The sequence below is a fragment of the Mycobacterium sp. MS1601 genome, from assembly GCF_001984215.1.
In the GTDB taxonomy this organism is placed as follows: Bacteria; Actinomycetota; Actinomycetes; order Mycobacteriales; family Mycobacteriaceae; genus Mycobacterium.
The window spans coordinates 5,569,594-5,581,207 of sequence record NZ_CP019420.1 but is presented as its reverse complement, the minus strand read 5'-3'; the positions used below and the strand labels follow the sequence as shown (position 1 = coordinate 5,581,207).

General features: G+C 67.4%; 14 protein-coding genes. 7 read left to right on the top strand and 7 right to left on the bottom strand.

Features of this window, described 5'->3' with window-relative positions; translation table 11 throughout:
• Positions 1-56: 56 nt before the first annotated feature.
• Positions 57-1,364 carry a cytochrome P450 gene (locus tag BVC93_RS26685; protein WP_083740057.1) on the top strand — a complete coding sequence of 436 codons (1,308 nt, stop codon included), beginning with the start codon at positions 57-59 and terminating at the stop codon, positions 1,362-1,364.
• A 32-nt stretch (positions 1,365-1,396) separates the two neighbouring features.
• Here the strand turns inward: BVC93_RS26685 and BVC93_RS26680 are convergent, their stop codons facing one another.
• The 3 genes from BVC93_RS26680 to BVC93_RS26670 form a co-directional block, all read right to left on the bottom strand.
• Positions 1,397-1,780 carry a DUF2382 domain-containing protein gene (locus tag BVC93_RS26680; protein ID WP_083740056.1) on the bottom strand — a complete coding sequence of 128 codons (384 nt, stop codon included), beginning with the start codon at positions 1,778-1,780 and terminating at the stop codon, positions 1,397-1,399.
• A gap of 94 nt (positions 1,781-1,874) precedes the next feature.
• Complete coding sequence (locus tag BVC93_RS26675; protein ID WP_083740055.1) at positions 1,875-2,987, bottom strand: glycosyltransferase; 1,113 nt, start codon at positions 2,985-2,987, stop codon at positions 1,875-1,877.
• Positions 2,988-3,063: 76 nt separating this feature from the next.
• Positions 3,064-3,867: an acyl-CoA thioesterase gene (locus tag BVC93_RS26670; RefSeq protein WP_083741370.1), complete on the bottom strand. Its 804-nt coding sequence runs from the start codon at positions 3,865-3,867 to the stop codon at positions 3,064-3,066.
• Between the two features lie 29 nt (positions 3,868-3,896).
• Between BVC93_RS26670 and BVC93_RS26665 the strand changes: the two genes are divergently transcribed.
• A complete protein-coding gene (locus BVC93_RS26665; protein WP_083740054.1) occupies positions 3,897-4,250 on the top strand; it encodes a hypothetical protein in 354 nt (117 codons plus the stop codon).
• Here the strand turns inward: BVC93_RS26665 and BVC93_RS26660 are convergent.
• Positions 4,247-5,185 (bottom strand): dienelactone hydrolase family protein, encoded by a 939-nt coding sequence (locus BVC93_RS26660; protein WP_083740053.1) that lies wholly within the window; start codon positions 5,183-5,185, stop codon positions 4,247-4,249. The genes BVC93_RS26665 and BVC93_RS26660 overlap by 4 nt on opposite strands.
• 154 nt (positions 5,186-5,339) lie before the next feature.
• Here BVC93_RS26660 and BVC93_RS26655 point away from each other — a divergent pair, with 154 nt between their 5' ends.
• Genes BVC93_RS26655 through BVC93_RS26635 form a run of 5 tightly spaced genes read left to right on the top strand, consistent with a single transcriptional unit; the run spans position 5,340 to position 8,710 of the window.
• On the top strand, positions 5,340-7,121 hold the full coding sequence (locus BVC93_RS26655; protein WP_236950130.1) for an N-acyl-D-amino-acid deacylase family protein: 1,782 nt from the start codon (positions 5,340-5,342) through the stop codon (positions 7,119-7,121).
• A complete protein-coding gene (locus tag BVC93_RS26650; protein ID WP_083740051.1) occupies positions 7,111-7,575 on the top strand; it encodes a nuclear transport factor 2 family protein in 465 nt (154 codons plus the stop codon). Before BVC93_RS26655 ends, BVC93_RS26650 begins: the two co-directional genes overlap by 11 nt.
• A 22-nt stretch (positions 7,576-7,597) precedes the next feature.
• Positions 7,598-8,029, top strand: coding sequence for a MarR family winged helix-turn-helix transcriptional regulator (locus BVC93_RS26645; protein ID WP_083740050.1), 432 nt, complete (start codon positions 7,598-7,600; stop codon positions 8,027-8,029).
• A gap of 10 nt (positions 8,030-8,039) precedes the next feature.
• The gene (locus BVC93_RS26640) at positions 8,040-8,456 is read left to right on the top strand and encodes a hypothetical protein (RefSeq protein ID WP_083740049.1); all 417 of its coding nucleotides are present in this window, start codon (positions 8,040-8,042) and stop codon (positions 8,454-8,456) included.
• Positions 8,453-8,710: a hypothetical protein gene (locus BVC93_RS26635; protein ID WP_083740048.1), complete on the top strand. Its 258-nt coding sequence runs from the start codon at positions 8,453-8,455 to the stop codon at positions 8,708-8,710. The genes BVC93_RS26640 and BVC93_RS26635 overlap by 4 nt, the downstream gene beginning before the upstream one ends.
• A gap of 52 nt (positions 8,711-8,762) precedes the next feature.
• On the opposite strand, the gene BVC93_RS26630 is transcribed toward BVC93_RS26635, so the two are convergent.
• Genes BVC93_RS26630 through BVC93_RS26620 form a run of 3 tightly spaced genes read right to left on the bottom strand, consistent with a single transcriptional unit; the run spans position 8,763 to position 11,609 of the window.
• On the bottom strand, positions 8,763-9,086 hold the full coding sequence (locus BVC93_RS26630; RefSeq protein WP_083740047.1) for an SDR family NAD(P)-dependent oxidoreductase: 324 nt from the start codon (positions 9,084-9,086) through the stop codon (positions 8,763-8,765).
• Positions 9,087-9,142: 56 nt separating this feature from the next.
• The gene (locus BVC93_RS26625) at positions 9,143-10,255 is read right to left on the bottom strand and encodes an amidohydrolase family protein (RefSeq protein ID WP_236950129.1); all 1,113 of its coding nucleotides are present in this window, start codon (positions 10,253-10,255) and stop codon (positions 9,143-9,145) included.
• 1 nt (position 10,256) lies between these two features.
• Entirely contained in the window at positions 10,257-11,609 is a 1,353-nt protein-coding gene (locus BVC93_RS26620; RefSeq protein WP_083740045.1) for a glutamine synthetase family protein, read from the bottom strand.
• Positions 11,610-11,614: the final 5 nt, after the last annotated feature.

The window sequence follows — 11,614 nt, the reverse complement described above, 5'->3', positions numbered from 1 at the left end:
GGCAGCTTCGGCGACGTCCTCGTAGCGTGGAGGCACAGACGAGGCGGAGGTCCCGGGTGAGACAACGATTGCACTGGCTGGCGATGCACGGCGTGGTGCGGGTGATCGCGGGATTGGCTGCCCGTCGGGGCGACCCGCAGGGTCGCCTGGTCGCCGATCCCGCGGTGCGCGCCAACCCCATACCCTTCTACGACGAACTGCGTCCGCAGGGTCCGTTGATCCGCTGTCGGGTCAGCTACCTGACCGTCGATCATGCTGTGGCACACCAGCTCTTGCGCTCCGACGACTTCCGGGTGATCGAGTTGGGCGCCAATCTGCCCCGCCCACTGCGCCGACTCGAAGAGCGCACCCGGACCGGGCTGTTGCATCCGCTGCGGCCACCGTCGCTGCTCGCGGTGGAGCCGCCCGAGCACACCCGCTACCGCAAAACCGTGTCCTCGGTGTTCACCACCCGGGCCGTGAGTGCGCTGCGAGAGCGAGTCCAACACACCGCGGAGGCGCTGCTCGACGAGCTGGCCGCCGAATCCGAGCCGGTCGACATCGTGCACCGGTACTGCGCCCGGTTACCGGTTGCGGTCATCAGCGACATCCTGGGAGTACCCGAAAGCGACCGCGCCCAGGTGCTGCAGTTCGGTGAGCTGGCTGCGCCCAGTCTGGACATCGGGCTGTCGTGGCAGCAGTACCAGCGCGTGGAAACCGGTCTGGCGGGATTCAACACCTGGTTGGGCCAGCATCTCGACCGGCTGCGCCGACAGCCGGGCGACAACCTGTTGAGCGATCTCATCCGGGCCTCCGACGCCGACGCCGTGCTCTCCGACGAGGAGTTGCGGGCGGTGGCTGGGCTGGTGCTGGCGGCGGGTTTCGAGACCACGGTCAACCTGCTGGGCAACGGCATTCGCCTGCTGATCGACCACCCCGACCAGCTGGAGTTGCTGCAACAGCAGCCGCAGCACTGGGCGAATGCCGTCGAGGAGGTGCTGCGGGTGGACTCACCTGTGCAGCTCAGCGCGCGCATCGCCCGCACCGACACCGAAGTTGCAGGAACAGTGGTGCAGCGCGGCGAGATGGTGATCCTCTACCTCGCGGCCGCCAACCGCGATCCCGAGGTGTTCGCCGACCCTCATCGGTTCGACGTCACCCGACCCAATGCCGGTAGGCATCTGTCGTTTTCCGGAGGCAGACACTTCTGCTTGGGTGCGGCGCTGGCCCGCGCCGAAGGCGAGGTGGGCCTGTCGGCTTTCTTCGCCCGGTTCCCGGACGTGGCCGTCGCGGCGGCGGGAACCCGCCGCGACACCCGGGTGCTGCGGGGGTGGTCGACGTTGCCGGTGCAGCTGGGCACTGCTCACACCCCCGCGGTGCCCTAGCTGCCACGAAGCAGCCGGCTGGAGAGCGCCGGTCAGCGGGCGTTTGTCTCGTGCGGCGCGGGGTCGCTCTGTTTGACGCGGGGGTCGATGGAATCGGCGTGAGCGCGTCGCTCCTCGAGATCCTCGCGCGAGGTCACGACGGCGTCGCGGTGAACGTCGGCGCGTTCGGCCAACCGCTTGGCCTCGGCTGCCTTGGCCTCTGCTTCTGCCTGTGCCGCACGGGCTTTGGCGGCGGTTTCCTCGGCCAGCGCCTCTCGCCGCTGCACCTTGACGGTCTCGGTGTGCACTTCTTCGCGGATCTGTTCGGCTTGGCCGTGGAGTTGTTTGTTGCGGCGGTTGCGGCCCGCGTAAGCCACCACTGCCAGCACCAGCAGCACCGCGACGACGGCGACGACGATCCACACGGTGGTATCCATCTCGGTTCCTCTTTCGCTCGGTCGGGTGGGCCGCAAAGAGGCACGGCCCCGTCAATAAGGCGGGGTGCCCCGATCTACGCCCACCAAACCGGTGTCACACCCGCCCGCCGCCGAGAGCCAGCAGCATTCCCTGCGCCGAGCCGGGCCAGGTAAACCGTTCGGCCTGTCTGCGTGCGGCGTTTCTGCGCTGCTGAACGGGCCTGCCGAGGATGTCCCCCACGGCCGCGGCGATGGCTTGCGGGTCGTTGTCAGCCCAGGCTCCGCTGTCGGTGGTGAGCACCTCGGTGAGCGCTGATGTCCGCGACACCACCGCGGGTGTTCCACATGCCAGCGCTTCCAACGCCGCCAGCCCAAAGGTTTCATGCGGGCCGGGTGCCAGCGCGATGTCTGCGGTGGCCAGGAAGGCCGCCACTGTCTCCCTGCGGTCGATGAAGCCGGTGAAGTCCACCGGAAGTCGCGCCGCCTGGCGTTGCAGCCGGGGCCGAAGCGGACCGTCGCCGACTATCACCAGCCTGGCGTCGATTCCCGAATCCAGCAGTGCGGCAACGGTATCGATACTTCTGTCCACTCTCTTCTCGATCGAGAGCCTGCCGCAGTGCACCAGCAGCAATTGCTCGGGGGTGGCCCATTGCCCCCGCATGTCGGCGCAGTAGCGGCGCGGATGGAAGAGTTCCAGATCGACTCCGAGTGGCACGGTCACCACATTGTTGGCGCCGATCCGGTCGAATTCCTCGCGGGCGAACGCCGTGGTGCACAACACCGTGTCGTAATCAGCGGCGGTACGGCGGTTGGCGATGTCGGCGGCGCGGCGCGCAATACGCTCAGGCAGGACCTGCCCGGTGAGCCGGTCCAGTCGTTCATGGGAGATCATCACCGTGGTGACACCGTGACGACTCCCCCACCTACCCAGGCCGCGCAGGGTGAACCGGTCGGACACCTCGATGGCGTCGGGCGCCAACTGCTCCAGCAGATCGGTGACGGGACGGGGCATGACCGCCCGGTAGCCGCCGGTGAAGGGAATCTTGCTGGCGGCCACCGACACCCGCACCACACCGGAGGCCAGCTCGCTGCGCGAGGCCTGCGCCCCGGGAACGAGGAGGTAGACCTCGTGGCCGGCCGAGCAGTACTCAGCGCCCAGCCGATCCACCGCTGTCCGTAGTCCCCCGGATCGGGGCCCGTAGAAGTTGGCCACCTGGACGACCCGCATGACTGCATTCCAACGGTCAGGCGTGTGCGGTCAACAACGGCCCGTCGGCCGGTGGGTGAATCTCCGGTGAACAGGGTCAGCGGGCGGGCGGGAAGTACAGCTCCTGCGCCGTCGAACACACCAGAGTGCCGTCGCGGCGGAACATCCGTCCGGTGGTCAGCGCCCTGCGGTGGGCGCTGCTGGCCGAATCCTGCTCGTAGTAGAGCCAATCCGCCAGATCCGCCGTGCCGTGCCACCACAGCGAGTGGTCCAGCATCGGCGAGATGGTGGCGACGTCTGCCCCCGATCGCGCTGCCAGCGCAGCCTCCATCGGAGTGACCGCCGACAGGTAGGCCACCAACGCTGTGGTGAGCAACGGATCCGACGGTGGCTCACCGTCGGGGCGCCACCACAGCCGGACCCCCGGTCCGTCGGGCACGGTGCGCCGCTCGAACCACTCCAGGCTGGACCAGACGCCGGGACGCGGCCACGGCTTCAGCGAATCCGGTTGCGGCACTGCGGGCATGACCGGCTGATAGGTGGCGTCCTCGGCCGCGGCCTTGCTGAACGAGACGGTGGCCTCCAGCAGAATGGCGCCGTCCTGGCGGGCGGTGGTGCGGCGGGTGGAGAAGCTGCCGCCGTCGTGCAGGGTGGTGACCTCGAAGTCGACGAGTCTTCGGGCGTCGCCGCTGCGCAGGAACTGGACGTGCAGACTGCGTGCGGCGCGGTCGGGCGGCACGGTCTTCGCGGCGGCCAGCAGGGCCTGGGCTCCGATGTGGCCGCCCAGGATGTGATGCGCGGGCCCGTCGAGCTGGGCGCCTCTGAACGACGCGGCGGCCGAAGTCTGGTTGACTCGGTGGAGTTCGAGGGTGGCGAGCACTTCGGGCAGTGTGGAAGTCATCTCGCGCATCATGCAACAGGAGGTTTTTGATGGCATTCGGCGGGCCGGTTCGTTCAGTGGTCAATGTGGTCAATTCTGGCGTCACCGCACTGACGCACGTCCCGGTGGTGGGGACGGCGATGCGGAAGGTGTTCACCGAGATCAGCTACACCGGGCGTAAGTCAGGCAAGCGATTCACCCTTCCCGTCAACTACCGACGCCGCGGCGACACCGTAACCATCTGGGTGGGGATGCCTGACCAGAAGAACTGGTGGCGAAACTTCCTCGGCGCGGGAGCACCGTTGACCATACATCTGCCCGAGGGCGACCGCTCCGGCCTCGCGGTCGCGGTGCGTGACCCGAAGGGGCGGGTGACGGTGACGGTGACCTTGGATCCGGTTTAAGCGGGTCCCAGGTACTGCTCGAACCAGTCCTGCATCCGTGTCCATGCGTCCAGGGCGGCCTCGGCGTTGTAACGCTCCCCGGTGTCGTTGAAGAAGGCGTGGTCCGCTCCGGGTTCGATGACGACGTCATGCGGCATTCCGGCGGCATCCAACGCGGCGCTGGCGGCCGGCTCGGTGGCGTTGACCCTGCTGTCGAGTGCTCCGTAGAACGCCAGCACCGCGACGTTCGCCGACCCGGCGAAGTCCGGGTTGTCCGGCGTCGGCCCGTAGAACGGGACGGCAGCGGCCAGTTCCGGCGCGCCGGCAGCCAGCAGCCGCCACACCAGTCCGCCGCCCATGCAGAAACCGACGGCCGCCAGCTTTTGTCCGGGGGCACGTCGGGCCAGTTCGGTGAGCCCGGAACGGAGATCGGCGATCATCACGTCCGGGGCGATATCGCCCAGAGCAGCGGTGGCGGCGGCGGGGTCGCTGAACGTGGCCGTACCGCCCTGGGCGGACAGCAAGTCGACAGCCAGCGCCGAGTAACCGGCCCCCGCGAGGCGGCCCACCACCGAGCGCGTCCAGTCGTTGAGGCCCTTGTTCTCGTGGATCACCAGTACCGCGCCCTCGGGCACGTCAGGCTGGGCCCAAGCACCCTGCAGTTCACCGGCGGGGCCGGCCCAGGTGATGGGGGTGGTCTCGACGGCATTCGCCATGCCGGGCGGCGGTTCGGCGGTGGTGGTGGTGGTGGTCGACGGTGCGGGCGGCTGGGTTCGGTTGGCCTCCTCGCCCGCTTCGTAGGCGCGCTCGTCGCTGCAGGCAGCGATCAGAGCCGAGGCTGCGGCGGCCGACATCCCGAGCAGGCCCAGGCGGCGTACCGCTTCGCGGCGCGGCATCAGGCCGTCGAGGTGGTCGGTGGCGATCTCTTCGGCGATGTAGCGCTTCAGCGACGTCATGGGGTCCAAAGTAGGCCCACAAACCGGTTATCGGCACGGACACCTCGGCGATGACGGCATCGGCAGTTTTGCTCGGCGGAGTGTAGTGAACATAATCGAGAATGTGTCCACCAATTCGTTGACACGGATTTCTGGAACAGGTTCTATTGGTGCTGTGACCTACGACACGATCATCCGCGGTGGCCGCTGGTTCGACGGCTCCGGATCCCCTTCCGCGGTCCGCGACATAGGCATCCGCGATGGCCACGTCGCGGCCGTCAGCGCCGAACCCCTGGATGCCACCGCCTGTCCTCAGGTGATCGACGCCGCAGGCCAGTGGGTGCTGCCCGGTCTCATCGACATCCACACGCACTACGACGTCGAGGTGCTCGGTGGGCCCGCGCTGGCGGAGTCGCTGCGCCACGGTGTCACCACCGTCATGTTGGGATCGTGCTCGTTGTCGACGGTGTACGTCGACGGCACCGACGCCGGTGACCTGTTCGGCCGCGTCGAGGCCATCCCACGCGAACACGTGATCGGGGCCGTAAATCAACACAAGACGTGGAACTCCTGTACGCAGTACATCGCCGCCCTCGAGGCAAGGCCGCTGGGTCCCAATGTCTGTGCCTTCATCGGCCATTCCGACATGCGCACCGCAACCATGGGCCTCGAGCGCGCCACCCGCGCCGATGAGCGGCCCACCCGCGCCGAGCAAGCCAGGATGGAGGCCATGCTGACCGAGGCCATCGATGCCGGCATGGTCGGAATGTCCTCCCAGCAGTTGCTTTTCGACAAGCTCGACGGCGAGACCTGTCGCTCACGCACTCTGCCGTCCACCTACGCCAAGCCTCGCGAGCTGCGGCGGCTCAAGTCACTGCTACGGCGCAGCGGCCGAGTTCTGCAGTCCGGCCCCGATATCGAGAATCCGGTCAACGTCGGATCGCAGGTGTTCCAGTCACTGGGACTGTTCCGCAAGAAGCTCAAGACCAGCTTGCTCTCAGCTGCCGATGTGAAGGCCAACCCCTATGCCGTCAAGATCATGGGTCCGCTGGCAGCGGTGGTGAACCGCTTCGGCGGCGACTTCCGCTGGCAGCACCTGCCGGTGCCCTTCGAGGTGTATGCCGATGGCATAGACCTGGTGATCTTCGAGGAGTTCGGCGCAGGTGCGGCGGCGCTGCATCTGCGCGACGAGGTCGAGCGCAACGAGCTGATGCGTGACGAGACTTACCGCCGGCGGTTCCGCAAGGAGTACGAGAGCAAGCTCGGCATCCGGGTGTGGCACCGGGACTTCTTCGACGCCCAGATCGTCGACTGCCCGGACCCTGCGGTGATCGGGAAGTCCTTCGGCCAGGTGGGCACCGACCGTGGCGGTTTGCATCCGGTGGACGCGTTCCTGGACCTGGTGCTCGAGCACGGGCGAGCGCTGCGCTGGCGCACCACCATCTCCAATCACCGCCCCGAGGTACTCAAGAAGCTGGCCGCCGAACCCGGTGTGCAGATGGGATTCTCGGATGCCGGCGCACACCTGAGGAACATGGCTTTCTACAACATGGGCCTGCGTCTGCTGCGCCACGTCCGCGACGCCGAACGGGCGGGCCGGGAGTTCATGACCATAGAGGCAGCAGTGCACCGGCTCACCGGTGAGCTGGCCGACTGGTACCGCATCGACGCCGGACACCTGCGTCTCGGCGATCGTGCCGACCTGGTGGTCATCGATCCGGAGAAGTTGGACGCCTCACTCGATGACTACGCCGAGGAGAAGGTGGCCCAGTACGGCGGGTTGTCGCGGATGGTGAATCGCAACGACGCCACGGTGGCGGCCGTATTGGTGGGCGGGGCAACGGTTTTCCGCCACGGCCAAGCCACCGACCTGGTGGGTGTCACCCGTACGGGCAGCTTCCTGAGGGCCGGCGTTCCGGTGCCGGCATTGCAGCCGGAGCTCGCCGATGTCGGTTGAGCAGACCACCCGCAGCCCCACCGATACGGTGCTCGGGATGTGGCGGGCCCTGTCGGCGCGCGACTGGGATGCGGTGCAGACCTTCCTATCCGACGACTGCATCTACCTCGACGTGCCGGTGGGTCCGGTGGCTGCGGCCAAGGGTCCCGAGGACATCGTCAAGCGCCTCAAGATCGGGCTGGCGCCGTTGGCGGGCTACCAGAACTTCGACGGGCTGCTGGTGGCCGACGGTGAGCACGTGATGTACGAGCATTCGGAACAATGGGATTGGGCTTCAGGCGAATCCGCGACTCTGCGCTTTGTCACGGTGCACCGGGTGGTCGGCGAGGTCATCACGGTGTGGAAGGACTACTGGAACATGAGCGCGCTGACCGACCACGCTCCCCCGACCTGGCTGGCCGATTTCGCGACGGCCGACATGTCCTGGATGTACGACGCCACCGGCGAGGTGTGAGGCAAGCAGGTAGCCTGCCCGCATGTCCGAGCCGCCGCCGTTCAGCCCCACCATCATGTTGCTGACGGTGAGCCGAATCTGGGAGGCCGAGCTGGCCGCCGCGCTGAAGCCGCTGGGCCTGACCACACGCAAGTACGGATTGCTGGGCCACATCCGAGGTTCACCCGACATCTCGTTCAGTGAACTCGCCCGACGGTCACGCATCACCGTGCAGAGCGCTCATGCAGCGGTGACGTCCTTCGTGGCGGCCGGTTGGGTGGACGACGGTACCGCACATGCCGGGTCGGCATCGACGCTGCGCGTCACCGGCAAAGGTGAGCATCTGCTGGCCGCCGCTGCCGAGGAGGTCCGTCGGCTCGACGGGCTTCTCACCGAGCAGCATCCCGAGCTGACGGAGACGATGCGGGCACAGATGGCGCAATTCGTATCGAGAGACTCCACATCCTTCAGATAGACTGAAGGTTATGGAATCTGCTCTGCTGTCGATCCACGTGGTGGCCGGCATCCTCTTTGTCGGGCCGGTGGCCGTCGCCGCCAGCCTGTTCCCCCGGTACGCCGCCGAAGGACCGGTTGTCGCGGCCGTGCTGCACCGGATCACCCGGGTGTACGGGATCCTGGCCCTGGTGGTCCCCGCGGTTGGAATCGTGCTCGCCATTGTGCAGGGCCGGGCGACCGAGATCTGGGTGCTGATCGCCATGGGGCTGACGGCCGTGGCCGGCGGGCTCCTCGCGCTGCAGATCGCACCCCGCCAGCGTGCAGCGCTCACGTCGCCGGACAGGGCCACGCTGAAACACATCGGCATGCTCACCGGCGTGTTCAACCTGCTCTGGGCCGTGGTCGTGGTGTTGATGATCGTCCGGCCGGGATCGGCCTACGCATGACCAAGACGCTTCAGATGCTCTCCTGGCTCGAATTGCTCAGTGTGGCAGTGCTTCTGATCAACCTGGTCACGGTGCACCATCCCACGGTCTCGAGCATCCTCGGCCCGCTGCACGGCGGGCTGTACCTAGCGGTGGCGGTGACGGCACTGATGGGACGCGGACTGAGCACCCGCACCCGGTTGTGCGCCCTGATACCGGTGCTCAGCGGGCCCCTGACAGTGCGGAATCTACGGACAGCGACGGTCAGCGCATGAAATTCCGGCATTACCTGCATCGCCCGCCGGCCATCAGCGCCGGGCCGCCGATCTAGGCGGCGGGCGTCAGTGCCGCACCGGACCCGATCGCAACGGCTTCGCCGGTGTGTCCGTCCACCACCCAGGTCGGTGCCCCGAACGTGGTGAGCACGCGCTCGCAGATCTTGCGCCGCTGGCGCGCGTCACCGAGGTCTGCGGCGATCGCGACCACTTGCTCGGCGCTGCGCTGCAGCAGCATCCGGGTCAGCGCGGCGGGAATGCGCGCGGTGACGACCACCCGCGCTCCGCTGTCCAGGATCTCCCCGGCGGCTTCGTGAGCGATGTCGGTGTCGGCGTTGATGATGAGTACGACGTCGGAAGCGTTGGTGAATGCCATGGCCCCATGTAACTACCCCACGCTGTAGCCGCCGTGTGGCACGGATGTGAAAGGCATCAGCGAGCACCCAGATGGTAGATCCGCTGCGCATTGCCCGCGGCGATCAGATCGGCCACCCGAATCGCATCGGATTCACACCATTGCCCGCTGTCGACGAATCCGCCCAGCACCGTGGCCATTCCGTCGCGCCACAGTCTCGCTCCCAGGTAGTGCAGCTCGGCAGGGCCAAACGCGTCCGAGGAGTAGAGGATCTTGCGAAACGGTGCCATCTCCAGCAGCCGAGCGATGAAAGCCACCGACCGTGCGCCCAGGTAGTTGATGCTCAGACCGCCGTCCAGGTACACGTTGTTGAACGCCTGCGCCAGATATCCCGCTTCGCGTTCATAGGGATAACAATGCAGCAACGTCACCGGGGTATCCCCCGAGTTGCGCAGGAACTCCAGCAGGTACAGCGGGTTGGTGCGGTGCAGATCGCAGTCGCGGTCGCCGAAACCGACGTGAAACTGCAGAGGTTTGCCCAACCGCAGACCTTGGTACAACCCGAAGCGCAGCAGCGTCCGGTCGGTCAGCCGAGTGCCTCCGGCGTCGCGCCAGCGCTGCGCTGCCGCGTCGACCTCGGCCGCAGACGGCTCGGACAGGTCACCGTCGAAGCCACCGCGATACGCCAGGATCGATTTGGTACCCACGGCCGTGGCCGCCCTGCGGTCGAGAATGTCGGCGAACGCGGCGGCATACGACCCACTGGCCGCCGCGGCCTCTTCGGCCACCTGTTCCAACCGGACGATCTCATGTGCACGTCCGCCCGCCGAGGACGCCAATTCGTCGACTGACGAGACTCCGGAGGCGAAGCCGGTGTCGATCACCCAGTCGCTCACACCGGCGGCCGGCAGGAACACCGACGCCAGCTCCCGCTCCCCCACCTCGCTGCGCTTGGCCCAGTACTGCTGTGGATCCACGTGTTCAGCAAGACCGAGCAGAGGTGCACAGTGCTTACGGACGGCGAAACCGAGCTGGCTGTCGAAGGCGGAATCGAAAGCGGCCACGGGCTCGGTGTTCGCCTCGTTGAGACTGTTGTCGAAGCGGGCACGGGATCCAGCGGCCACCCAGCAGCCGTGCACGTGATGATCGATCAACGGCACCGTGGCGAGGTGTTCGGATAACAGCGACACTCTAGAGACTCCAGGCCAGCCGGAACTTGTCGGCCAGCGCCTCGGCCGGCAGTGCGCCGAACTGCTCGATCTCGTAGCGGCGCACGGCCACCAGGACATCGACGGCCGCGTCGCCGAGGATGCCGCGCAGCAGCGCCGAGGAGTCCAGCGCATCGATGATCGTCGACTGGTTGTCCGAAAGCTGCACCGTGCCCGCGCTGTTGCGCTGATCTTCGGTGAGGGTGGCCGGGTCCACCGTGGTCTCGGTGGGCAAGGCGGCCTTGCGTTCCACCCCATCCAGAGCCAGCCCCAAGATGGCCGCGGAGGCGAAATACGGGTTGGCCGAGGGGTCGACGATCTTCACCTCGACGTTGGCGCCGTAGGGATTGGCGGGCCCGCCGACCAGGAAACGCACTGCGGCCTCGCGGTTCTCGGCTCCCCAGCAGGCGAACGCCCCGGCCCAGTGTCCGGGCTGCATGCGCAGACCCGACAACACCGACCCGGACAGCACCCCTTGCGCCTGCGGCAGACCGGCGAGCACACCGGCCACCGCGCTCTGCCCCTCCGATGTCATCCCGTGCGGCCCGGAACCACCCGAGAACAGCGGCGCACCGTCACGGGTCAGCGAGAAGTGTTGGTGAGCACCGGATCCGACAGCACCTGCGAAGGGCACCGGAGAGAAGCTGACCCGCAGACCGTGGCGGCGCGCCACCCGGCTGACGATGATGCGCGCCAGCACCACTTGGTCGGCGGCAGCCACCGGCGTACGCGGGCGCAGGGAGAATTCGAACTGGTTGCCGCCATACTCGGGATGGAACTGTTCGATGCCGACACCGGCCGAGGTGGCCGCGGCGGTGACATCGCGGACAAAGCCTTCGTACTCCAGCACCCCGGCCAGACCGTACTGCGCCCATGCGTGTGTGGGCAGCGCCGCACCGTCGGGACCGACGAGCACAAACTCGAGTTCGTGGCCCACCTGCGCGGCCAGACCACGTTCGGCCAGCCGTTCCTCGATCCCGGTCAGCACGCCGCGGCTGCACGCGGGCACCCGATTCCCGTCCTGGGTGTAGAAATCCCCTGGCGCCCAGGCCAATCCGTCACCCAGGATGCGAAGCGCGGTCAGGTCGATGCGGATGCGCTCGTCGCCCACCACGCCGATATCGTCGGTGAACGCGATACCCGCCTGGTCGATGGCGAAACCGTGCCAGACCGGGCTGGCGCCAAGGCCGGGGTCGGCGAAGGCGTTGACCCGCATGATCGGGACGGTCTTGGCGTGGGTCAAACCTGCGGGGTTGACGACGGTGCCGACCACAGTGACGACACCGTTGGCTTCGAGTTGGGCAAGTGATGCTGCCGGGGCGGGCGTGGCTGTCATACAGC